The sequence below is a fragment of the Aliiruegeria sabulilitoris genome (assembly GCF_001558155.1).
Lineage (GTDB): Bacteria > Pseudomonadota > Alphaproteobacteria > Rhodobacterales > Rhodobacteraceae > Tropicimonas > Tropicimonas sabulilitoris.
This window is the reverse complement of the sequence record NZ_LOAS01000002.1, coordinates 251173-272976: the sequence shown is the minus strand read 5'-3', so window position 1 is coordinate 272976 and position 21804 is coordinate 251173. Positions and strand designations below refer to the sequence as shown.

Sequence of the window (21804 nt, the reverse complement as noted above, 5' to 3'; positions counted from 1 at the left end):
ATTTCTCATTTTCTTCCCGCGGTTTCCGGCCTTTGGCGCGTCGTCGCTTTCCGGTAAGGCTTGCCCTAGCAAGGCGGAGACGTGGCCTATGACGCCCGAACGCGTGGTGGTGATCAACGATACGAGTTTCGTTCAGGGGGGCACGGCGGTGCTCGCGCTGGAATCCGTTCGCCAGATCGCCAGTCAGGGCATCCCGGTTTGCTTCGTCTGTGGTGACGAGGGCGAGCTTGTGGAGGGCGCGGAGACGATCGTCTCGCTTGGCCAGCGACCTTTGCTTGAACGCTCACGTTCCGAGGCCATGCGCCTTGGGTTCTACAACACCGCCGCGCGGGACATGCTGGCCGGCTGGATTGCCGAGAACGACACGGACGGAACAATTTACCACCTGCATGCCTGGTCGCAGATCCTGTCGCCTGCAGTCTTCTCGGCCCTGCGGCCGGTCGCGCAGCGGGTTGTCGTGCATTGCCACGACTTCTTTATCGTCTGCCCGAACGGCGTTTTCATGGATTTCGGAAAGGACGAGCTGTGCAACCGCGTGCCCATGACGGCGGGCTGTATCCTGTCGGGATGCGACAAGCGTTCCCGGTTGCAGAAGGCCTGGCGCGTGGCCCGACAATACCGGTTGCGCGCCGCCTTCGATCAGCGTCTACCCTGGGGCGCGGTGACGATGGCCCATCCCGGGATGGCGCCATTCCTGACCTCCGGCGGAATCCCGCAGGAGCGGCTTGCCGTGCTGCGCAACCCGGCGTTGCCCTATACCACGGACCGGATCCGGGCCGAGGAGAACAGGAAACTGCTCTTTGTTGGGCGCGTGGAGGTCGAGAAAGGCATTCGGCGGCTTGCACGCGCTGCAACCGCTGCCGGTGTGGAGCTTGCTGTCGTGGGCGATGGCTCGGTCATGGGCGAGCTGTCGCGGGATTTCCCGCAGGTCGAGTTCCTCGGCTGGCGCAAAGCTTCGGAGATTGGCGAGATTGCCCGTTCTTGCCGCGCACTCGCCATGCCGTCGCGGATGCGGGAAACCTTCGGGTTGGTTGCCGCGGAGGCATCGGGCAGTGGCCTTCCGGTGATCGCCTCGGACATGGCGCTCGTCGCGGAGGAGATCGCCGAACGAGGGTTGGGCTGGAGCTACCGCGCCAATGACGAGGCAGACCTGATGCGGGTTCTGATCGAGATGCGCGACATGCCGGCCGAAGAGATGCGGCGCATGAGCGAACGCGCCTTTGCCGGCGAGAGCGCTCTGGCACTGTCTCCGCCGCAATGGGGAGAGGAAATGCGCGCGCTTTACGGCCGCCTGCTGGCGGCCGCGCGAGCCTAGTCAGGATCAGGTGTTGAACAGGAAGTGCATGACATCGCCGTCCTTGACGACATAGGTTTTGCCCTCGATCCGCATCTTGCCGGCTTCCTTTGCACCGGTCTCCCCGCCGCAGGCGACGAAATCATCATAGGCAATGGTCTCGGCGCGGATGAAGCCGCGTTCGAAATCGCCATGGATGACCCCGGCGGCCTTGGGCGCGGTATCGCCCTTGTGGATGGTCCAGGCGCGGGCCTCCTTGGGGCCGACGGTGAAATAGGTCTGCAGGTCGAGCAGGTCGTGGCCGACACGGATCAGTCGGTCGAGGCCCGCTTCCTCCAGCCCAAGCTCGGAGAGGAACATCTCGGCCTCTTCCGGGTCGAGCTGAGAGATTTCCTCCTCGATCTTGGCCGAGATGACGACGCTCGCCGCACCCTGTTCGGCGGCCATCGCTTCGACGGCCTTCGAATGCGCGTTGCCCTCCGCGGCCTCGTCCTCGGCCACGTTGCAGACATAGAGGATCTTCTTGGTGGTCAGAAGCTGGAGCATATCCCAGGCCTTCCGGTCTTCCTCGGCCACCTCGACGGTGCGGGCCGGTTGGCCATTCTCCAGCGCCGCGAGCGCCGCGCGGAGCAGACGATCCTGCTGCATCGCGTCCTTGTCATTGCCCTTGAGTTTGCGCACGAGCCCCTGAAGGCGCTTCTCGATGCTCTCCATGTCGGCCAGCATCAGCTCGGTCTCGATGGTTTCGGCATCCTCCACAGGGTTCACGCGGCCATCGACATGGGTCACGTCCCCATCTTCGAAGCAGCGCAGCACATGGGCGATGGCGTCGCATTCGCGGATATTGGCGAGGAACTGGTTGCCGAGGCCTTCGCCCTTGGACGCGCCCTTCACCAGTCCCGCGATGTCGACGAAGGTCATCCGGGTGGGAATGATCTGCTTGGAATTCGCGATCTTGGCGAGCTTGTCCAGCCGTGCATCGGGCACGGCAACCTCGCCGACATTCGGCTCGATGGTGCAGAAGGGGAAATTCGCGGCCTGCGCGGCAGCGGTCCGGGTCAGTGCGTTGAAGAGCGTGGATTTGCCGACATTCGGCAGGCCCACGATGCCGGTCTTGAAACCCATCTCGATCTCCTTGGGATTGGTTGGGGCGCCAAGTACCCCGAGCAACGTTCCTGCGCAAGGCAGCGCGAGTTGTCAGAACCATGTTACAATCGGCGCGCAAGCTATGGCGTGGGGTGGGTCCCCGAACAAGGAGATGCGCGATGAACCCGACCGTATACGTGACGTTCAAGGACGGCGAATGCCGTGAGGCGATGGCCTTTTATGCCGAACTGTTCGGTGGTGAGGTGGTCGCGATGATGACCTTTGCCGACGGGCCGATGGAGATGCCGCCGGAGAAGGCGGATTGGGTCATGCATTCCACGGTCGCGATTCCCGGCGGCGCGGTGATGGGTTGCGACGACATGGGGCAATACGAGCCCATGGCAGGCTGTTCGATCTCGCTCGATGCGCCCGATCTCGCAAAGGGCCGGGCGATCTTTGCCGCGCTGGCCGCGGGCGGCAAGGTGACGATGCCCTTCGAGGAGACCTTCTTCAGTCCGGGCTTCGGCACTGTGCGCGACCGGTTCGGCATCAACTGGATGGTGGGCGTCTACGAGGAGATGCCGGCGGGTTGAGGCCCCGGGAGCGCGGCGGTTTCTCGGTGAAGGACGCGTTCCACCGAGGCAAGCAGCGCCTCGATGTTGTCTTCTCCGGCCGTCAGGGCGCGGCATGCGTAAGCGGCCAGTTGGTCTATCCGCGCAGCGCCGAGCCCGGCAATGGCATCGCCGAGCGCCTCGGCATCTGGCACGGCGATGGCACCGCCTGCTTGCGCAAGCGCGGCATAGGGTTCGGCGAAATTGGACAGGAACGGGCCGTGCAGGATGGCGCAACCGAATTGCATCGGCTCGAAAGGGGTGTGCCCGCCCTTGTCGACGAGCGAGCCGCCCACGAAGCACTGTCCGGCGAGGCTGTACCAGAGCGCCATTTCGCCCAAGGTATCGGCAAGGAAGATCTCCGTTTCCGGCGCGGGCATCTCTCCGAGGGAACGGGTGCGGAAACGGTAGCCGGAGGCGTCGAGAAGCTGGCGGACGGCCGCGCTGCGGGCGGTGTGGCGCGGGGCGAGGATCATCTTCAGGCCAGGGCGCGTTGCCCGTGCCCCTGTGAAGGCTGCGAGCACCTGCTCTTCCTCGCCTTCATGCGTGGAGGCGGCCAGGAACGTGTCGGGGCGGTGGAAGACCTCGCGGAACGGTGCGAGCACATCGGGGCTTGGCGCGGCGAGCGAGACGGAGGATTTCAGCGTGACCTGCCCTGCCAAGGCCGTCTTCGGCAGGCCCAGATCCACGAAACGGCGCTCGGAGGCAGCATCCTGCGCGGACAGGAGGGTCACGCTCCCCATCATGCACCGCGACAGGGCGGGAAGGCGGCGCCAAGTGCGGAAACTGCCTTCGGAGATCCGGGCGGAGATCATCAGGACGGACAGGCCGCGCCTCTTGCAGATTTCGAAGCGGTTCGGCCAGAGGTCCCCCTCCAGCAGCAGCAAGGCAGAGGGCGCGTGACTTTTCAGGAAGCGATTCAGGCAGAAACGGTAATCCAGTGGTGCGAGGCGGGCGTGGAGGCGTGGCAATCCCCAGCCGCGTGCCATGTTGCGCCCTGTCAGGCTGTTGGCGGTGAGCACGATGCGAAGTTCTGGATTGCGCGCCAGAAGTGCCTCGATCAGGGGGCGTGCCGATGTCAGCTCGCCATTCGAGGCACCGTGCAGCCACAGGATCCGCCCGAGTGGCGGAACCAGCGGGCCGCCCAGCCCGAGCCGTTCGCGCAGATCGGCGCGCGTGCCTTGCTTGCGCAGGATCCTGAGCGCGAGCTTCAGCGCGATGACCGGCGCGGCGATGGTCAGCAAGATGCGGTAAAGGAGCACGAGGGCGTTCCCGAGTGAGGCAGTCCCGCGCGGGATAGGCGGAGCGGGCGCTTCTCGCAAGTCCCGTCGAGGTTCCGTCAGCTTGGCCGGGTGTCGGTCTGTTCGTCTTCCGGCGCACTGTCCTGGGAAACTGGCTGCGCGTTCTCCGCCATCGCCTCTGGTTCATTCGGCAATGGTTCTTGCTCCGGTTCCTGCTCTGTTTCCTGCTCCGGGGCGGCGGCGCCCTGCGGGGCGAGGCACTCCCATTCCGCATTCACCAGCCCGCCAAGCAGAACGACGAAGGCGCTGAGATAGAACCACATCAGCATGGCGATCACCGCGCCGAGCGAGCCGTAGACCTCGTTGTAATTGGCGAAATTCTCCAGGTAGCGGGAGAAGCCGACCGAGACCAGCGCCCAGAGCAGGACCGCCAGGATCGAGCCCGGCGACAGCAGGCGGCTGCGCGTGCCGTTCCGGTTCGGCCCGAGCCGATAGAGTAGCCCGATCCCGAGCAAGACGACGCCAATACCTATCAGCCATCGCAGCGCGCCGACAGCCAGCCCCGCGAAGGGGCCGAGCGGCAGGAAGGAGAGCACGACCGGCATGATCACCACGGCTGCCATCGCAACGAGGGCGACGCCGACAAGGATGAGCGTCAGCAAGAGCGCCACGGCCACGTGCCGCAACCCGCTCCGGGGCGGCATCTGGTAGGCGGCGTTCAGCCCGCCGATTAGCGCGGCAGTGCCCGCGCGGCTGGCCCAGAGTGCCGCGCCAATGGAGATCGCAGTTGCCCAGCCCAGCACTTCCTTGGGGCCGCTGGCGATCGAGTTTACCTGGCTGGACAGGATCCGGTATGCCTCCTCTGGCATCACCTGTTGGTAGCTGGCCAACTGTTGTTCCACGATTTCGGGATCCGCGAAGAAGCCCCACAGCGTCACGATCGAGGTGATCGCCGGAAAGATTGCAAGCAGGCCGTAAAAGGCGACGCCGGCCGCGATCAATCCGATTTGCCGGTTCCCCATGCCCGCGCCGATGGCCGACAGGAAGGTCCACGCTGTGCGAAGGCGGGAAAGCATGTGGCGGGTTCTCCTGTGGTTTCCGCGCCAGATTACCATTTGCAGAGGGATGCAAAAGGGAGCATGCGCGGCAGGCGGTTGCAGTTGGCGCGGCAGTCGGTACAGTCTTCCCCCTATCCGGCGAGGAACAACGCCCGGGCCCGTGCCCGCAGCGCCGTTTTGGGAGGCCGCGCCGCGAGATTATACGAGGAACCCATCGATGCCCGAGCAGGTTGCGACCAATCGTCCTGTCAATGCCCCGATTGCCAAGCCCTACGCGTCGGTTGCCGTTATCGGTGCCGGTGCCTGGGGAACCGCCCTCGCCGCCGTTGCGCGCAAGGCAGGGCGGGAAGTGCGCCTTTGGGGGCGCAATTCCGAAGATATCGCGACGATCTCCAAGACAGGTCGCAACCTGCGCTACCTTCCGGGGATCGACCTGCCGCCGGGCATCGCGGCGACGTCGGATATGGGCAAAGCGCTCGACGGGGCCGAGGCCGTACTCGTGGTGACGCCGTCTGTCACCTTGCGGGAGATCTGCCAGCAAATGGCGCCCTATACTGCGCCGGATGCGCCGCTGGTGCTGTGCGCGAAGGGGATCGAGACCGGGTCGGGCAAGCTCTTGAGCGAAGTCGTCGGCGAGGAGCTTCCGGGGCACCAGATCGGCGCTCTGTCGGGGCCGACCTTTGCCCGCGAGACGGCCCTGAACTATCCCACGGCCGTCACCCTTGCCTTTCCCTTTGCCCAGGCGCACCGGCGCGAGCCGCATGCCGCCCCGGCCTCGCGCATGGCGCTCTCGCTTGGCTCGGCCAATTTCCGGCCCTATATCAGCGACGACCTCGTGGGCGTCGAGGTGGCCGGCGCGGTCAAGAACGTCGTCGCTATTGCCTGCGGGATGATGACCGGCGCGGGCTATGCCGAGAATACGCGCGCGGCGCTGATCACATGGGGCATCGACGAGATGAAGGCCCTGGCAGAGGTGCTGGGCGGTCGGCGGGAGACGATTGCGGGCCTGTCGGGCATTGGCGATCTGACGCTGACCTGCTCCTCCACCACCTCGCGGAACATGAGCTTCGGTGTTCAGCTTGGCCGCGGTGTCGAACGGCAGAACCTGTTCAACGGCAATTCGGTCGTGGTCGAGGGCGAGATCAACGCGATCTCGGTGATCGACCTGGCCGACAGGATCGGCCTTGAGATGCCGGTTTGCCGCGCGGTCTACCGGATCCTGCACGAGGGCGCGGGCCTGCGCGAGACCTTTGCCGCGCTCTGGTCGCGCCCGCTGACCGGTGAGAGCAAGGTGCTCAACCTTGCGTTGGAACACCCGGCGTCCAGCTGAGTCGGCAAGGGGGGACCTTTGCCGTTGCGCACCTGTGGACATGGGATCGGCTCGCAAAACCGGCCCGTCTGCATGCCTGTCTCGGCATGTCCGCTATGCGCCTCGGTCCTGAGAGCAACCCGGACCTAGGCGGCGGATGCCGCGTCGGAAAGATTTGTATTTATTTGAAAGCGGCGTTGAAAGTTACGGGTAGACCGCCGCAATCGTGCGCAATCAACGAATAATGGGGCCAAATCTGCGATGATGCAGCGCAGCATCCCGTCGACCATGCAACTTGCCGCCATTGCTGCGCCGCAGTATTGCAAATTCGAAATCGGCGCTGCGCCTTATTTCGTGCGGCGTTCTCCCCAGGATGAGACGAACGAGAGGATTTGGCTGATGTCCGCTATTCTGACCCTCAATGCAGGTTCCAGTTCCATCAAGTATTCCGTGTATCTCACGGATGCGGATGAACCGCAGGAGATTGCGGTCGGACAGATCGACGGGATTGGCCCGAATGCCGTGCTGCTGCTGAAGCATGACGGCAAGAAGACAGAGACCGAGCTTGGCGAGGCCGATCACACAACAGGCCTCAAGGCCGTGCTCGCGGCGCTCAAGCCCATCCTTGGCGATCACGAAGTGACCGGCGTTGGCCACCGCATCGTGCACGGCGGCCCCGATTACGCGGACCCCACCATTCTGAACGAACAGGTGCTGAGCGATCTCGAAGGGTTCAACAAGCTCGCCCCGCTGCACCAGCCGCATAATATCGCGGCCATCCGCGCCGCCATGGTCGCCTTCCCCGACGCGGTACAGGTCGGTTGCTTCGATACCGGCTTCCATCGGGGGCATGATTTCGTCAATGATGTCTACGCGCTGCCGCTCAAGATGTACGAGGAAGGCATCCGCCGCTACGGCTTCCACGGGCTGAGCTATGACTACATCACCGGCTATCTCGAAAAGACCTGTCCCGAGCTGAAGGACGCCAAGGTCGTGATCGCGCATCTGGGCAACGGTGCCTCGATGACGGCGGTGCAGGGGCGCCGCGCGGTGGCCTCCACGCTCGGTTTCTCGGCCGTGGACGGCCTTCCGATGGGAACGCGCTGCGGGCAACTGGACCCGGGCATCATGCTCTACCTGATGGACAAGGGGATGAGCGCCAAGGAGCTGACCAACCTGCTCTACAAGGAATCCGGCATGAAGGGGCTGTCCGAGATTTCGCATGACATGCGCACCATCGCGGAATCGGACGACCCGCGCGCCAAGCAGGCGCTCGATTACTACATCGAGCGGGTTGCCCGCGAATTCGGGTCGCTGGCGGCGGCAAACCGGGGGATCGACGCGGTGGTCTTTACCGGCGGCGTCGGCGAGCATTCCCCGGTCGTGCGACGGGGCGTGGCCGAACGGCTGGGCTTCCTCGGCTTCTCGCTAGATGACGAGGCCAACGAGCACAACGCGGAGACGATCAGCAACGGCGCCGTCAAGATCATGGTTATCCCGACCGACGAGGAAGGCGTTATCGCCCGCGCGGTCATGTCGAAGCTGTCCTGAACCGTTCCATGCCCGTTCCATGATTGACATGTGCTCGGGCCGAGGCTCAACTCTTGGGAAAGTCACAGCGGGAGTGGGCAATGATCAGGGCACTTGCAGGCGCCGCGCTTGTCGCGGCGCTTTGCGTATCCGGGCCGGCCAAGGCCGGGCCAACCGAAGATGCGATCGCCGCCGCGATCCAGACTCTGCCCACCAGCAGGGAGAGCGCGGACGACGGACTGATCGCGCGGGATTTCCTGCAAAACTTCTATTCGGGACGTGATATGCGGCCGGCCTGGTTCGGCAAGCCGGTTGTCGGGGAGCTGAACCGGGCGCTGAACAAAGCGCTGACACAAGGTTTCCGCCCGGCCGATTTCGACATGGGGCGGCTCTATGAGCTGCATGATGCGGCGCTTTCTGGCGGACCGGCGGAGCTCGCGGCCTTCGACCTACTCGCGACCGATGCTGCGATCCGCCTCGTGGAGTACATGGTTCATGGCAAGGTCGATCCGGAGAAGGTCAGCCCCTCGTGGAACTTCAACCGCCCCGTGATCGAACGCGATCCGGTCGAGGTCTTTGACGAATACCTGGACGGGCCGGGATTTGCGGCCCTGATGGAGCTCCTGTGGCTCGACGACTTCCAATATCTCCAACTGATCGACGCGCTGGCCCGTTACCGACAGATCGAAGCGCGCGGCGGCTGGCCGGAGATCGCGGACGGCGCACCGCTCAAGCCTGACATGGAGGACGAACGCCTGCCCGCGCTACGCCAACGACTGATGGCGGAGGGAGACCTGCCGGTGGATACCGGGGCGGGTCTTGTCTATGACGCCCAGACCGTCGTTGCCGTTCAGAGCTTCCAGTTGCGGCACGGCTTGACGGCGGATGGCGTGGTCGGGCCGAAAACGCTCGCCTCGCTGAACGCGCCGGTATCGGACCGGATCGACAAGCTGCGGCTGAGCCTTGAGCGTTTTCGCTGGTATGTGCGCGGGTTGGGGCCGGATTTCGTGCTGGTGAACATCGCCGGTGCCCGGACTTTCGTGGTGTTGGATGGCCGTCCGGCCTGGGCAACGCGCTCGATTACCGGGTCGGAATATCGCCAGACCCCGGTTTTCAGCGACGAGATCGAATACATGGTCGTCAACCCGACCTGGTCCGTGCCGGCATCGATCTTTCGCAAGGACAAGCTGCCAAGGATCCGGAAGGATGTGGGGTATCTGGAGCGCAACGGCTATCTCGTGCGCAATGCCAGGGGAGAGGTTGTCTCGCCGGGGGCGGTGAACTGGTCGGCCGCCAATCCGGGTGTGTCCATCATGCAAAAGCCGAGCGAAAACAACGCTCTCGGCCGGATCAAGTTTATGTTCCCGAACGCGCATTCGGTCTACCTGCATGACACGAATGACAGGGAGCTGTTCGACCGGGACAACCGTAATCTCAGTTCGGGCTGCGTGCGGGTCGAGGATCCTTTCGTGTTTGCCGGCCTGCTCATGCGCAAGGACAGCTCCTGGACCCAGGACCGGATGCAGGCAATTCTCGAAAGCGGCAAGACAACCCGCATCGACCTGCCAGAACCAATGCCGGTTCTGTTGACTTATTGGACCGCCTGGGTTGAGGATGGGGTGGTTCAGTTCCGCGAAGATCCCTACGAGCGCGACGCGGCGGTCCTGAAGGCGTTGAACGCCGATTCCTGACCTTGGACCCATACGCTTGGGGGCTGCGTGAGGAAATTGGGCGCCCAACCCGGTAGAGTTGGACGCCCGCTTCAAACCCTTACCACTCACGAAGCGTTCGAAGTTTAATGGAGCGACACCAATACCCCGTGTCATTATCTCAAACGCATATACCCGTCGGCCCCGCCGAGTCCACAGGTTGAATCCTGTTGAGATGCATTTTTTTAAATGTTGTTTTCATTAGCAATTTTGCGAATTTGTGAATACTGTATACCGTTTTTGTTGCGGGCGATGTGGGTCGTTTTTTATCCGCTGTCAGAGCCAAGATGCAGCACGGCAAGCGGCCTGCGCCATGCGAACGGGTCTTGGCGGCATGCGGTTGGAAGTTGCTGTGGCTTCGTGTAAATGGCGGCCAACGCCGCGATGTGGCGAGGTCGAACAAGGCAAAGAAACGAATGAGCGGAGCATCGCAGACCAGACCGTCGGCTGTGGTGCGGCTTTCGAATGTCGAATTGGCATTGGCCGGCACACGGATTCTGTCGGGGCTGGATCTGACGCTTTCGGAACGGCGCGTCGGCATTGTCGGGCGGAACGGATCCGGCAAGAGCACATTGGCGCGGGTCATGACCGGCCTGATCGCGGCCGATTCCGGGGAAGTGGAAGTCATGGGCGTGGATGTCGCGCGGGACCGTAAGCAGGCCATCCGGACGATCGGGATCCTGTTCCAGAATCCCGACCACCAGATCATCTTTCCGACCGTGGGCGAGGAGCTGGCCTTCGGCCTGCGCCAACAGGGGCGCAGCAAGAAAGAGGCCCGCGAACTTGCCAGGACCGCCCTGGAGCGGTTCGGGCGTTCGGAATGGGAAGAGCGCAGCATCGAGACGCTGTCGCAGGGGCAAAAGCACCTTGTCTGCCTGATGGCGGTGCTGGCGCTGGAGCCTGCGGTGATCGTTCTGGACGAGCCCTTTACCGGCCTCGACATCCCGACGACGCGGAGCCTGCAACGCTATCTCGACCGGCTGGCGCCGACCCTTGTGCATATCACGCATGATGTATCATCGCTGAACGGCTATGAGCGTGTGATCTGGATCGAGGCGGGCAGGGTGCACCGCGATGGCCCGGCGGGCGAGGTGCTGGACGAATACCTGGCAGCGATGACGCGGGAGGATGCGGCCGATGCTGGCTTTGGTCTCCCCGATTGACACGCCCTATCACCGCTTGCCGGCAGGGGCCAAATTCGGTGCGCTGTCGCTGGTAACGCTGAGCCTGTTCCTGTCGAACGCGGTATCGGTGCAATTGGCGGCAGTGATCGGCGTTGCCGCGCTTTACCTTGTCGTCGGCATGGATTTCCTGCGGCAGGGGCTGCAATCGCTGCGCCCGCTCTGGCCGTTCCTCGTGATCGTGGGGATCTGGCATTTCCTGCTGGGCGACCCGTCCGAAGGGGCGGTTGTCTGCCTGCGGCTGCTGGCAGCGGTGGCGCTGGCAAACCTCGTGACGATGACGACGCGGCTCGACGACGCGATCGAGCTGGTCATGAAGCTTTTGCGCCCGTTGCGCCGGCTCGGTGTCCAGACCGGCCAGATCGCCTTTGCCATCGCCCTCGTGATCCGTTTCGTGCCGGTCATGCTCGACAATGCGCGGCGCTTGCTGGAATCCTGGCGCGCCCGATCCGCCCGTCGTCCCGGCTGGCAGGTGATCGCGCCGATCTTCCTCGTGGCGCTGGACGATGCAACCCGCGTCGCCGAGTCGATCCGAGCGCGGGCCGATCTTTCAACCTATAATGACGATGATGGACAGGAGACCTGAATGGAACGCAACATCACGCTCATCGCCCTTTTCGCCGCGCTCATCGCGGTGCTGGGGCTCATCCCCAAACTCACGCTGATATCGGGGATTCCGATCACGGCACAGAGCCTTGGCATCATGCTCTGTGGCACAGTGCTTGGAGCGCGGCGCGGGGCGCTGGCCGTTCTGCTGTTCCTTCTGCTTGTCGCGCTTGGTCTGCCGCTTCTGGCCGGTGGTCGGGGCGGGCTTGGCGTCTTTGCGGGTCCGACCGTGGGCTTCCTCGTCGGCTGGGTCGTCGGGGCCTATGTCATTGGCCTTCTGACCAGCGGGCTGACCTCGCTGCCGGTCGGCGTCGCTGCGGGCGTGGCCTCGGTGATCGGTGGTATCGTGGTGCTCTACATCCCCGGCGTCATCGGCATGATGGTCATGCTCGACATGTCCGTGCAGAAAGCCTTCCTGTCGATCCTGCCCTTTATCCCCGGCGATCTGCTCAAGGCGGTCCTGGCTGGCGCGATCACCGCGACGCTTGCGCGCGCACGTCCGGGCGTTGTCGCTTCACGCCCTGCCGGCTAATCGGCTCAGGCGAAATCTGGAAGCCGCGGCACCGGACCCCCGATGCCGCGGCTTTTGATATTGAAATGCCGCCTTCAGTCGTTGCTTGGGGGGGGGCTTTGCCCCCTCGTGCTGTTTCGAGCGCTACCCCCGAGATATCTTTGGTCAGAAGATGAACTGCGTGTTCTCTTTGCTCAATTATCCCCGCCGGAGGCACGATCCGAAGGATTGTCCCCGTGCGGTTGCCCGAAAAGGGCCAGGCCCGCAATTTCAGGGCTCTACCCTTTAACGTCTGCCATTTCCTTCAGGGCGGCGAGAAGCTGGGCGATTTCGGCTTCCGTGTTGTAGTGACATAGCGAAATGCGGATGCAATCCGGCAGGCCGAGCGGGTCCAGAACGTTACTGCTGTAATGGTCCGCTTTGCGCGTATGTGTGCGAATACCCTGTTCGTTGAGACGGGTCACCACGTCGGGCGACGGCATACCTTGGACAACGATCGACACCAGCCCTTCGCGCGCCGGGTTCGCCGCGCCGCCGAGAATGCGGATATGCTCCATGTCCCGAAGACCGGGCAGGTTGCCGGTACCATTGATCATCGCATCGGTCAGGCTGGTCTCGTAGGCGTGAATTGCACGACCGGCTGCTTCAATCCGTGCACGCCGCTCGGTCTCGTCGGAGACTTCGCCGCCAAGCCACTCGAAATAGGCAACCACATCCGAGATCGTGGCATAGGCGCCGGTGTCGCGCGTGCCGAATTCCCAGCCCGTTGCCGGGGCGCCGATCAACTTGTCATGCGGCATCGCCCCGAAACGGTCCGAGACCCATGCGATGCCGTATCCATGCCGGGAGAACACCTTGTAGGGGGAAATCGCGTAGCCATCGATGCCGTAGGAAACGATGTCCAACTGCCCGTGCGCGGCGTGTTGGATGCCGTCGACGATGATCAGGCAGTCCGGGGAAACCGCGCGGATGGCTTTCGAAATGGCGGCCACATCCATGCCCATGCCGGTCACCGGCGAGGCGTGCAGGATCGTGGCAACAGAGACATCGGGGGTCATCAGCGCCGCATAATCTTCGGGCCGGACTGTTCCGGTGTCGTCGTCATGCTGGACATTGACATAATCGAGCCCGGATATTTCGGCCCAACGCCGCGCCGCGCTGCGGCTGGCCGGGTGCTCGATGGAGGAGCCGATGACCTTTGAGCCCTTCGGTGCGTTGACACAGGCGGTGCGGATCATCCGGAACAGCAGTTCCGTTCCGCTCTCGCCGGCAAAGAACTGCCCCGAGGAGGCGTTCATGAACAGGGCCAGATCGGCCTTGGCCTTTTCGATCGTGGCGACGAGCGCATGGGCGGCGGGGTTGTCGCGGCCTTGGTTGTCGGGGATGGCGGCGTATTTCGCCGAAGTCTCGACGACCGATTTCAGTGTGAGGGCGCCGCCGGCATTCTCGAAAAATATCCGCGGTCCCTGGAAAGGGCAGCTATCCACATGGGCAAATCGGTCGCGAATGGTCGCGATCAGCGACGGGGTATCCTGGATCATCGTCATGTCCTGTCTGAATCCGGAACAATCGGCTCTCAATGCGCGGGCGCCATCGAGGGCGGGCGCGGCGACAGTGTCACCAACCTCGGAAACTGTCGAGTTGATAGGCCGCGCCGCGTTGCCGCGCCGATCTGAACAGTGGCGCGACTTGGCGCATCAACTTTGCCGGGGCGCGCATCATCAGAGCTGCGGCATTGCATTTCTGCATTGCAGCGTTAACGCTATCACTCCCGCAGGATTTCACCCATCCTGTCGATAACGGTTGTGATTATAGGAGTGCATAAAGATGGAAAGACCTTTCGTCGAGATCGAGCGGGAAGCCAACCAGATCCGCGCCGAGTTCATCCGCGAACTCGCCGGGCAGTTCGGTCAGTTCGTGAAGCGGGTATTTGATCGCTTCGCGTCCGTTCAGGGCCAAGCTTCGCGAATGGGGGCGAAGTGACATGGCATCCGATCTGATCAAGGAGCTCGAAGAGCGTGAAGTCTACATTTCGCCGGCCATGAAGGCGGATATCCTTCAGGCCGAACGTCTCTCCAACGGTGTCATCGCTTTGCTGGACGGGTGCGGCCGCGTCATGACCGTGCTGTCCTCGATGTTGAAGACGATGGTGCCGGGCAATGCCGAGGCCGGCAAGGGCTGATCTCCAGCACAAGATTTGCACCGATCTCGAGCCCGTTGGGGAAGGGGCCTCGTGATCGGGTTTCGGGCCCGTCATGTCGGGGCGACCCACAATTTCCGTCCCCTTTTGCCATTGCTCCGCGCCGACCAATGGCAAGCGAACAGCCAGGAGCTGGCATTTTCTGACGCCCTCGTTGAAGGGCGGGATGTCCGCCAGTCAGTTTACGCCTGCCTTGAGCAGAACCATGAAGGAGCTGTCGAAATGCTCCGACATTGCCGCCTCCGCGCGCACCGGGTCCCGCGCGGTGATCGCACGGGCGATACGCTCGTGGCACTTGATATTCTCCAGCCGGGCCTCGGGCGTCCCGCGGGCGTGCCAGCCGATATCCCAGGTTTTCCGGGTGATGATGCGGAACGAGTTGATGAGCACCGAGTAGATCGGGTTGCCCGAGGCTTGTGCGATGAGCTCGTGGAAGCGGATATCGAGGTCGCGTATCCTGTGGGAATCCCGCTCGATCGCGTCCTCCATGCCAGCAACCAATTCGAGCATTTCCAGCGCCTGCCTGTCGTTGCGATGAAGTGCTGCGAGGCTGACCGTGCGCATTTCCAGCGTCCGGCGCACATCCTGCACCTGCGCCACTGACAATTGCCGCGTATAGACGGTGTGTTCGACGATGGCCGCGAGCGCCTCGGCGGTCGGGCCTGCGACTCGGGCTCGCCTGCCGTTCCCGACTTCCAGGATCCGGAGTGCGGCGAGTCCGCGCAGCGCTTCCCGGATGACGGTGCGCGAGATGCCCAGCTGCGTAGCGAAGCGAGACTCGGACGGCAGAACGTCCCCGACCTTCAACTCATTGTCATGAATAAATTTTCTGATCTCTGCCATCGTTCTCTCGACGAGGCCTGATGGTTTTTCATCATCTTCTGTGCTTTTTTGTATGATAGGTTTATCCATTCTATCGTATTAAACCTCCTATTAGATCTTTCATCTGCTATCATGCTGTCGTATCAGGCGGCAAGAAATGATGGACTCGTCCAAGGGAAAATCGACCCTTCCCAAGGCGTGGTCCAAGACGAAAAAGGGGGATTCTCATGAAGATTACAGCCATTCGGACATTCCGGATCGAGGCGCGCCAGAATATCCTTTGGGTGCATGTCGAGACCGATGAGGGGCTTGCCGGCCTGGGAGAGACCTTCTATGGCGCGGCCGCAGTCGAGGCGCATATCCACGACACGCTTGCCAGCCGTCTGCTTGGACAAAACCCGCTCCATATCGAAGCGCTCCACAAGGAGATGCTGAACCTGCCGAACGCGCAGAGCTCCACCGGCGTCGAATATCGCGCTTGCTCGGCTGTCGATATTGCCCTGTGGGATCTGTTCGGGAAGGTCTGCGGCCAGCCGGTACACCAGATGCTGGGCGGGCTCTGCTTCGACAAGATGCGCGTCTACAATACCTGCGCCGGTAAGAGATACGTCGCCACGAACAATATCAAACCGGTCGATACCTGGAATTTCGGCAAGGACGGGCAATACGAGGACCTGCAGGCCTTCATGACCGATGCCGGTGCGCTGGCCGAAGACCTGCTGGACAATGGCATCACGGCGATGAAGATCTGGCCCTTCGACCCGGCGGCGATGGAGAACAAGGGTCTGTGGATCTCGGTCGAGCAGATGAAGGCCGCCATCAAGCCCTTCGAGCAGATCCGCAACGCGGTTGGCGACAAGATGGAGATCATGGTCGAGTTCCACTCGCTGTGGAACCTGCCGACCGCCAAGAAGATCGCCAGGGCGCTCGAGCCCTTCGCGCCGACCTGGTACGAAGACTCGATCCGGATGAACTCGCCTCAGGCGCTCGCCGAGTACGCCCGTTCGACCGACGTGTGGACCTGTGCCTCCGAGACGCTCGGCTCGCGCTATGCCTTCAAGGAATTTCTCGACCGCGACGCCTGTCATGTCGTGATGGCCGATCTCTGCTGGACCGGCGGGCTCACCGAAGGCCGCAAGATCGCCGCCATGGCCGAAACCTATCACCGTCCCTTCGCCCCGCATGACTGCATCGGTCCGGTCGGTTTCGCGGCGGCGATTCACATGAGCTTCAGCCAACCCAACACCCTGATCCAGGAATCCGTGCGCGCTGCCTACAAGGGCTGGTATCGGGACCTGGTGACCGAGGTGCCGAAAATCGAAGGTGGATACGTCTACCCGATGGAAGGCCCCGGCCTTGGAACCGAGCTTCAGCCCGGCTTCTTCGCACGCTCCGACCTGAGCACGCGCGCTTCCGAACTTTGAGGAAAAGATAATGAGCACGAAACTCTTCGATCTCAGCGGCAAGACCGCGATGATTACCGGGTCTTCCCGCGGCCTCGGCCGCGCAATGGCCGAGGGCATGGCTGCCGCCGGCGCCCGTATCGTTCTGAATGGTGTCAACGAGGCACGGCTCGAGGAAGCGGTGAAGGAGATGAAGGCCGAAGGCTACGATGTCATCGGCGCCCCCTTCGACGTGGCCGACGAGGCCGCCATTGTCGCCGCCTTCGAGAAGCTCGACGCCGATGGTGTCGCGGTCGACATCCTGGTCAACAATGCCGGCATCCAGTTCCGCAAGCCCATCATCGAGCTGGAGACGAAGGACTGGCAGAAGGTCATCGACGTCAACCTGACGGCGGTTTTCATTTGCGGCCGCGAAGCTGCCAAGCGGATGATCCCGCGCGGCCACGGCAAGATCATCAATATCGGCTCGCTGCTCTCCGACGCGGCGCGGGCAACGGTCAGCCCCTATGGCGCGGCCAAGGGTGGCGTGCGGATGCTGACCAAGATCATGACCGCCGAATGGGCCTCCAAGGGGATCCAGGTCAACGCCATCGGCCCGGGCTACATGGCGACCGAAATGAACACGGCCCTGATCGAGAACGAGGAGTTCAACGAATGGGTCTGCAAGCGGACCCCGTCCGGTCGCTGGGGCCAGCCGGAAGAGATGGCCGGCACGGCGATCTACCTCGCCTCCAACGCCTCCAATTACATCAACGGCCAGCTCATCTATGTCGATGGCGGCATGATCTCGGTGCTCTGACATGAAAGCTGTTGTCATCCACGCCCCGCATGACCTTCGTGTCGAGGAAATCGACGCCGCTCAGCCGGCAGGCGAAGGAGAGGTCAAGGTCGCGATCGCTCGCGGCGGTATCTGCGGATCGGACCTTCATTATTACCATGACGGCGGTTTCGGCACCGTCCGCATCAAGCAGCCGATGGCGCTTGGCCACGAGGTCTCGGGCGTCGTGATCGAGCTGGGCGCGGGCGTTACCGGGCTCGCCGTGGGCGACAAGGTCGCGGTGAACCCCTCGCGCCCTTGCGGGACCTGCGAGTTCTGCAAGAAGGACATGCGCCACGAATGCCTCGACATGCGCTTCAACGGCTCGGCCATGCGGATGCCGCATGAGCAGGGCTTGTTCCGCGCCGAGGTCAACGTGCCGGCCGAGCTGGCCGTGCGGGTGTCGCCGGAAACCGATCTCGGTCTCGCGGCGCTCTGCGAGCCGTTTTCTGTTTGCCTGCACGCCGTCAATCAGGCCGGCGCGCTTCTGGGCAAGCGGGTGTTGATCTCGGGCTCGGGCCCCATCGGTTGCCTATGTGTCGCCGCCGCGAAACTCGCGGGTGCGGCCGAGATCATCGTCACGGACATCACGCCCGCGCCGCTGAAGATCGCCGCTGAGATGGGCGCCGGTCGCTGCATCGACCTCTCGGCCGAGCCCGAGGCGCTTGATGCCCTACGGGAGAACAAGGGTCGGATCGACTGCGTTTTCGAATGCTCCGGCGCCGCCCCCGCGCTCAAGACCGCCTGCGAGGTCGTCACCCCCGGCGGGCAGATCGTCACCGTCGGTCTGGGCAGCGAACCGGTGCTGCCGCTGAGCCTCGTCGTGACCAAGGAAATCAAGATTTCCGGCTCCTTCCGCTTCGACCACGAATTTGCGGTTGCAGCGGATCTGATCGACCGCGGACGCGTGAATCTCGCACCGGTCCTCACCGGCGACTTCCCGGTGGAAGACGCCGTCGCCGCCTTCGACTTCGCCTCCAACAAGGCGAAGGCCATGAAGGTGCAAATCCGCTTCTAGCAGGGGTAGGCGGCCCCTGTTTCAATGTCCATCCTGCAAGGGCCGCTCTCCATGAACCGCACACGCGCATTCACCACTGCCATCGCGTTCTCCGTCACGGCGTCTAGCGCCTCGGCCCTGGAATAAAGCTTCCGCTTCCAGTCGTCGGATCCGGCGGGCAACCCGAACTTCGAGTATCAGGTTGCCTGGACCGAGGCGCTCAAGGAAATGACCGACGGCAAGGTCTCGGTCGAGATGCTGCCCGTGGGCACGATCGTCGACTACAAGGAGACGCTCGAAGCCGTCGGCGCCGGCCTGCTCGATGGCCATATTTGCGACAGCTCCTACTGGGCAAGCAAGGATCCGGCATTTGGCCTGATCGCCAACCCGGTCGGCGCATGGTCTGACCCGGCCCAGATGATCGACTTCGTCGAGAATGGCGGCGGCAAGGAACTGATGCGCGAACTGGAAGCCCCCTATGGCGTCCACTTCATCGGCGTGTCGACCCCGGGTCTGGAAGCTTTCGTCTCCAAGGTGCCGCTTGACGGCGTCGACGATCTGAAGGGCCTCAAGATGCGCTCCCCGGAAGGCCCGATCGCCAACGTCTTCCGCGCCGCCGGTGCGGCTCCGGTGAACCTGCCGGCCTCCGAGGTTTACACCGCGCTGGACAAGGGCGTGATCGACGCCGCCGACTATTCCGTGTTCTCCGTGAACCAGGAAGTCGGCATGAACGAGGTCGCCCAGTACCCGGTCTACCCGGGCTTCCACTCGCTGCCGCTCGTCGAGATCTCGATGAACCAGGCGAAGTGGGATGCGCTGCCGGAAGACATCCAGCAAGCTTTCTACGACTCCGTGAAGGTGTTCCAGGACGATCAGGTCGGTGGCCTGAAGGCGCGCGACCTCGCCGCCATCGAGACCGCCAAGGCTGAAGGCATCACCGTGCATGACTGGCCGGCCGACGAGCGCGCCAAGTTCCGCGCCATCGCCAAGGAAGAGTGGAAGTCGCTCGCCGAGGGCTCGCCGATGGCTCAGAAAGTCTATGACACGTTGACCGCCTATCTCACCGAGAACGGTCTGCTGAACTAAGAAACGCCCTGTTTCCGGGCGGGCCAGCCCTGGCCCGCCCATTTCTTTTCCCTTTTACGGGCAAATCCCCAAATGACCGAAAACACAGAAATGGATCCAGAGTTGGATCCTTCGGCCGTGGCCGAAACCCCCACCCGCAAGGTCGACCGTGGCGCCGTCCGAGAGGCCGGCCTGTTCGGCAAGTTCATCAACGCGGGTGGCTTTGTCTTCGCAGTTGCGATCTGTGCCTCTGCTTGCATCCTGCTGATCGAGGTCTTCCTGCGCTACGTGCTCAACAGCCCGACCGTGTGGGCACATGAGACGACGACCTTTCTCTGCGGTATCTCCTTCCTCTATGGCGGGCTCTACTGCGCCTCGCGCAACAGCCATATCCGCGTGGTTCTGATCTACGACATCCTGCCCTCTCGCGTGCGCCGGGTCTTCGATATCGTGATCGCCATCGCGTCCTTCATCGCGGCAGGCTTCTTCACCTATGCCGCCTGGATCATGTCCCAAAAGGCGCTGTTCTCGCCCGTGGGTGACTTTCGGATGGAGCGTTCCGGTTCTGCCTGGAACCCGCCGACCCCGGCGCTGGTGAAGACCTTCCTGCTGATCGTGATGATCCTCATGACGATCCAGTTCCTGATCCTTTCGTGGAACTACATCCGGCGCGTCACCGAGGAGACGAAATAAATGAACGCTATCATCGACTTCGCCGCGATCGGCATCGGTAACTCGACGCTGATGATGTTCGGCCTGATGGTGGTGCTGCTGCTCACCGGCATGCCGCTGGCATTCGTAACGCTGCTCGTCTCGCTGACATTCGCGCTTCTGGGCTTCGGCCCGATTGCCGTGCAGGTCATTTCCTCGCGGATCTACACTTTCGTCGAGAACTTCGTCTTTGTCTCAGTGCCAATGTTCGTCCTCATGGCGGCCATTCTCGACCGATCAGGTATCGCGCGAGACCTCTTCGACGCGATGAAGCTCATCGGTGGGCGGATCAGGGGCGGCGTGGCGGTGCAAACCATCTTCGTCTCGATCATCCTGGCGGCGATGTCGGGGATCATCGGCGGCGAGGTCGTTCTGCTCGGCCTGCTGGCGCTGCCGCAGATGCTGCGCCAGGGCTATGACCGCAACCTCTCCATCGGTGTGGTCTGTGCAGGTGGTTCGCTCGGGACAATGGTGCCTCCGTCGATCGTGCTTATCATCTATGGCCTGACCGCCTCGGTCTCGATCGGCGACCTCTTCACCGCGGCCTTCATTCCCGGCTTCATGCTGGCCTCCTTCTACGTGCTCTACGTGCTGTTCCGGGCCTATTTTACCCCGGGCGCGGTGCCTCCGCCGGAAGTCGAGCATATTCCCGGCGCCGAGAAGATCCGCCTTGCCAAGGGGCTCTTTCTGCCGATCCTCGTCGTGATCGCCGTGCTCGGATCGATCTATGGCGGCATTGCCTCGGTGACGGAAGCCTCCGCGGTCGGGGTGGGCGGCGTACTGCTCTCGACTGTCATCCGCGGCGAGTTCACCTGGGGCCTGCTCAGGGGGGCGGCCATGCAGACGCTGGCCACTGTCGGTATGATCGTCTGGATCGGCATCGGGGCCACCGCGCTTGTGGGGGTCTACAACCTCATGGGCGGCATCAAGTTCATCTCGGACCTGATGTACGGCATCTCCGACAACCCCACCGTGATCGTGCTGTTCATGATGGCGATCCTGTTCGTGCTCGGCGCCTTCCTCGACTGGGTTGGCGTGGCGCTGCTGACAATGCCGATCTTCGTGCCGATCATCCGCAATCTCGGGCTCGACCCGATCTGGTTCGGCGTGGTGTTCTGCATGAACATGCAGGTGAGCTTCCTGTCGCCGCCCTTCGGCCCGGCTGCTTTCTACCTCAAGTCCGTGGTTCCGGACGACATCACGCTCGGAATCATCTTCCGCTCGCTGCTGCCGTTCATTGCCATGCAGATCCTGGCAGTGGGTCTTCTGGTTGCCTTCCCGCAGATCGCGCTGTTCTGGTTCGACTGACCGGGAAAGGCCACGCCGCGCGCCGTACCTCCCACGGCGCGCGGCACGCTTCTCTAGTACCTCGCCGATGAATTCCGCTCGCAGCAATGGCCGGCAGTGTCGTCCATTTCTGCGAGCGTAAATTCGTGAGACCCCTTTACCGAGCGACAAGACGACGTTGGTCTGCCCTGTCGCCGCAGACGGGAAAACTCGGTGATCCCCGCGCCCTCCTGCCTCATTTCCAGCCACCGGCAGCCTTGGTTTGGGGGCCAGAGCACCCCACCGTCGGTTTTGGTTTCAAGCGCAAGGTAGGTAGGGAGCGTTTCCCCCTCTGCACTCTGGCGAGTGATCCCCGAGGATATTCGG

The 21804-nt window shown here is 63.1% G+C and carries 20 protein-coding genes and 1 pseudogene; 16 read left to right on the top strand and 5 right to left on the bottom strand.

Going from position 1 to position 21804, the window contains the following annotated elements; translation table 11 throughout:
* The first annotated feature begins 88 nt into the window (after positions 1–88).
* A complete protein-coding gene (locus tag AX756_RS03510; RefSeq protein WP_068308696.1) occupies positions 89–1315 on the top strand; it encodes a glycosyltransferase family 4 protein in 1227 nt (408 codons plus the stop codon).
* Positions 1316–1321: 6 nt separating this feature from the next.
* Here AX756_RS03510 and ychF read toward each other — a convergent pair whose 3' ends face one another.
* Positions 1322–2419, bottom strand: coding sequence for a redox-regulated ATPase YchF (ychF, locus tag AX756_RS03505; protein ID WP_068308691.1), 1098 nt, complete (start codon positions 2417–2419; stop codon positions 1322–1324).
* A gap of 140 nt (positions 2420–2559) precedes the next feature.
* On the opposite strand from ychF, the gene AX756_RS03500 reads away from it, so the two are divergent.
* On the top strand, positions 2560–2973 hold the full coding sequence (locus tag AX756_RS03500) for a VOC family protein (protein WP_068308690.1): 414 nt from the start codon (positions 2560–2562) through the stop codon (positions 2971–2973).
* On the opposite strand, the gene AX756_RS03495 is transcribed toward AX756_RS03500, so the two are convergent.
* A complete protein-coding gene (locus tag AX756_RS03495; RefSeq protein ID WP_068308688.1) occupies positions 2949–4253 on the bottom strand; it encodes a 3-deoxy-D-manno-octulosonic acid transferase in 1305 nt (434 codons plus the stop codon). The two genes, AX756_RS03500 and AX756_RS03495, sit on opposite strands and share 25 nt — an antisense overlap.
* A gap of 77 nt (positions 4254–4330) precedes the next feature.
* Positions 4331–5308 carry a YihY/virulence factor BrkB family protein gene (locus AX756_RS03490; protein WP_068308686.1) on the bottom strand — a complete coding sequence of 326 codons (978 nt, stop codon included), beginning with the start codon at positions 5306–5308 and terminating at the stop codon, positions 4331–4333.
* A 199-nt stretch (positions 5309–5507) separates the two neighbouring features.
* On the opposite strand from AX756_RS03490, the gene AX756_RS03485 reads away from it, so the two are divergent.
* From AX756_RS03485 to AX756_RS03460, 6 genes are all read left to right on the top strand, one after another.
* Positions 5508–6620 carry an NAD(P)H-dependent glycerol-3-phosphate dehydrogenase gene (locus AX756_RS03485; protein ID WP_082738914.1) on the top strand — a complete coding sequence of 371 codons (1113 nt, stop codon included), beginning with the start codon at positions 5508–5510 and terminating at the stop codon, positions 6618–6620.
* A 378-nt stretch (positions 6621–6998) separates the two neighbouring features.
* A complete protein-coding gene (locus tag AX756_RS03480) occupies positions 6999–8150 on the top strand; it encodes an acetate/propionate family kinase (RefSeq protein ID WP_068309056.1) in 1152 nt (383 codons plus the stop codon).
* An 80-nt stretch (positions 8151–8230) separates the two neighbouring features.
* Positions 8231–9820 (top strand): L,D-transpeptidase family protein, encoded by a 1590-nt coding sequence (locus tag AX756_RS03475; RefSeq protein ID WP_068308684.1) that lies wholly within the window; start codon positions 8231–8233, stop codon positions 9818–9820.
* Positions 9821–10254: 434 nt separating this feature from the next.
* Complete coding sequence (locus AX756_RS03470; RefSeq protein ID WP_082738913.1) at positions 10255–11001, top strand: energy-coupling factor ABC transporter ATP-binding protein; 747 nt, start codon at positions 10255–10257, stop codon at positions 10999–11001.
* Positions 10976–11605 carry an energy-coupling factor transporter transmembrane component T family protein gene (locus AX756_RS03465; protein ID WP_068308682.1) on the top strand — a complete coding sequence of 210 codons (630 nt, stop codon included), beginning with the start codon at positions 10976–10978 and terminating at the stop codon, positions 11603–11605. Before AX756_RS03470 ends, AX756_RS03465 begins: the two co-directional genes overlap by 26 nt.
* Positions 11606–12157: a biotin transporter BioY gene (locus AX756_RS03460; RefSeq protein ID WP_068308680.1), complete on the top strand. Its 552-nt coding sequence runs from the start codon at positions 11606–11608 to the stop codon at positions 12155–12157.
* A gap of 257 nt (positions 12158–12414) precedes the next feature.
* Here the strand turns inward: AX756_RS03460 and AX756_RS03455 are convergent, their stop codons facing one another.
* Positions 12415–13677: an aminotransferase class V-fold PLP-dependent enzyme gene (locus AX756_RS03455; RefSeq protein WP_068309052.1), complete on the bottom strand. Its 1263-nt coding sequence runs from the start codon at positions 13675–13677 to the stop codon at positions 12415–12417.
* 286 nt (positions 13678–13963) lie between these two features.
* Here AX756_RS03455 and AX756_RS25505 point away from each other — a divergent pair, with 286 nt between their 5' ends.
* Both AX756_RS25505 and AX756_RS03450 read left to right on the top strand, forming a co-directional pair.
* Positions 13964–14119 (top strand): RSP_7527 family protein, encoded by a 156-nt coding sequence (locus AX756_RS25505; protein WP_156461378.1) that lies wholly within the window; start codon positions 13964–13966, stop codon positions 14117–14119.
* A gap of 1 nt (position 14120) precedes the next feature.
* A complete protein-coding gene (locus AX756_RS03450; protein WP_068308678.1) occupies positions 14121–14318 on the top strand; it encodes a hypothetical protein in 198 nt (65 codons plus the stop codon).
* A 195-nt stretch (positions 14319–14513) separates the two neighbouring features.
* Here the strand turns inward: AX756_RS03450 and AX756_RS03445 are convergent, their stop codons facing one another.
* Positions 14514–15179: a FadR/GntR family transcriptional regulator gene (locus AX756_RS03445; protein WP_068308675.1), complete on the bottom strand. Its 666-nt coding sequence runs from the start codon at positions 15177–15179 to the stop codon at positions 14514–14516.
* 206 nt (positions 15180–15385) lie between these two features.
* Between AX756_RS03445 and AX756_RS03440 the strand changes: the two genes are divergently transcribed.
* The 6 genes and pseudogenes from AX756_RS03440 to AX756_RS03415 all read left to right on the top strand — a co-directional run bounded on the left by AX756_RS03440 (position 15386) and on the right by AX756_RS03415 (position 21459).
* Positions 15386–16582, top strand: a complete 1197-nt coding sequence (locus AX756_RS03440; protein WP_068308673.1) for a mandelate racemase/muconate lactonizing enzyme family protein — start codon at positions 15386–15388, stop codon at positions 16580–16582.
* A 10-nt stretch (positions 16583–16592) separates the two neighbouring features.
* A complete protein-coding gene (locus AX756_RS03435; protein ID WP_068308669.1) occupies positions 16593–17360 on the top strand; it encodes an SDR family oxidoreductase in 768 nt (255 codons plus the stop codon).
* A 1-nt stretch (position 17361) separates the two neighbouring features.
* Complete coding sequence (locus tag AX756_RS03430) at positions 17362–18396, top strand: L-idonate 5-dehydrogenase (protein ID WP_068308667.1); 1035 nt, start codon at positions 17362–17364, stop codon at positions 18394–18396.
* Positions 18397–18447: 51 nt separating this feature from the next.
* Positions 18448–19461: pseudogene (locus AX756_RS03425) on the top strand (TRAP transporter substrate-binding protein).
* 72 nt (positions 19462–19533) lie between these two features.
* A complete protein-coding gene (locus tag AX756_RS03420) occupies positions 19534–20133 on the top strand; it encodes a TRAP transporter small permease subunit (protein WP_231700970.1) in 600 nt (199 codons plus the stop codon).
* Positions 20134–21459, top strand: coding sequence for a TRAP transporter large permease (locus tag AX756_RS03415; protein ID WP_068308666.1), 1326 nt, complete (start codon positions 20134–20136; stop codon positions 21457–21459).
* The last annotated feature ends 345 nt before the right edge of the window (positions 21460–21804 follow it).

Coding starts and splice junctions, on each gene's coding strand:
- AX756_RS03445 (WP_068308675.1), bottom strand. CDS start 15,179: ATGGCAGAGATCAGAAAATTTATTCATGACAATGAGTTGAAGGTCGGG.
- AX756_RS25505 (WP_156461378.1), top strand. CDS start 13,964: ATGGAAAGACCTTTCGTCGAGATCGAGCGGGAAGCCAACCAGATCCGC.
- AX756_RS03455 (WP_068309052.1), bottom strand. CDS start 13,677: ATGATCCAGGATACCCCGTCGCTGATCGCGACCATTCGCGACCGATTT.
- AX756_RS03450 (WP_068308678.1), top strand. CDS start 14,121: ATGGCATCCGATCTGATCAAGGAGCTCGAAGAGCGTGAAGTCTACATT.
- AX756_RS03475 (WP_068308684.1), top strand. CDS start 8,231: ATGATCAGGGCACTTGCAGGCGCCGCGCTTGTCGCGGCGCTTTGCGTA.
- AX756_RS03500 (WP_068308690.1), top strand. CDS start 2,560: ATGAACCCGACCGTATACGTGACGTTCAAGGACGGCGAATGCCGTGAG.
- AX756_RS03460 (WP_068308680.1), top strand. CDS start 11,606: ATGGAACGCAACATCACGCTCATCGCCCTTTTCGCCGCGCTCATCGCG.
- AX756_RS03440 (WP_068308673.1), top strand. CDS start 15,386: ATGAAGATTACAGCCATTCGGACATTCCGGATCGAGGCGCGCCAGAAT.
- AX756_RS03510 (WP_068308696.1), top strand. CDS start 89: ATGACGCCCGAACGCGTGGTGGTGATCAACGATACGAGTTTCGTTCAG.
- AX756_RS03435 (WP_068308669.1), top strand. CDS start 16,593: ATGAGCACGAAACTCTTCGATCTCAGCGGCAAGACCGCGATGATTACC.
- AX756_RS03470 (WP_082738913.1), top strand. CDS start 10,255: ATGAGCGGAGCATCGCAGACCAGACCGTCGGCTGTGGTGCGGCTTTCG.
- ychF (WP_068308691.1), bottom strand. CDS start 2,419: ATGGGTTTCAAGACCGGCATCGTGGGCCTGCCGAATGTCGGCAAATCC.
- AX756_RS03420 (WP_231700970.1), top strand. CDS start 19,534: ATGACCGAAAACACAGAAATGGATCCAGAGTTGGATCCTTCGGCCGTG.
- AX756_RS03490 (WP_068308686.1), bottom strand. CDS start 5,308: ATGCTTTCCCGCCTTCGCACAGCGTGGACCTTCCTGTCGGCCATCGGC.
- AX756_RS03480 (WP_068309056.1), top strand. CDS start 6,999: ATGTCCGCTATTCTGACCCTCAATGCAGGTTCCAGTTCCATCAAGTAT.
- AX756_RS03465 (WP_068308682.1), top strand. CDS start 10,976: ATGCTGGCTTTGGTCTCCCCGATTGACACGCCCTATCACCGCTTGCCG.
- AX756_RS03485 (WP_082738914.1), top strand. CDS start 5,508: ATGCCCGAGCAGGTTGCGACCAATCGTCCTGTCAATGCCCCGATTGCC.
- AX756_RS03415 (WP_068308666.1), top strand. CDS start 20,134: ATGAACGCTATCATCGACTTCGCCGCGATCGGCATCGGTAACTCGACG.
- AX756_RS03430 (WP_068308667.1), top strand. CDS start 17,362: ATGAAAGCTGTTGTCATCCACGCCCCGCATGACCTTCGTGTCGAGGAA.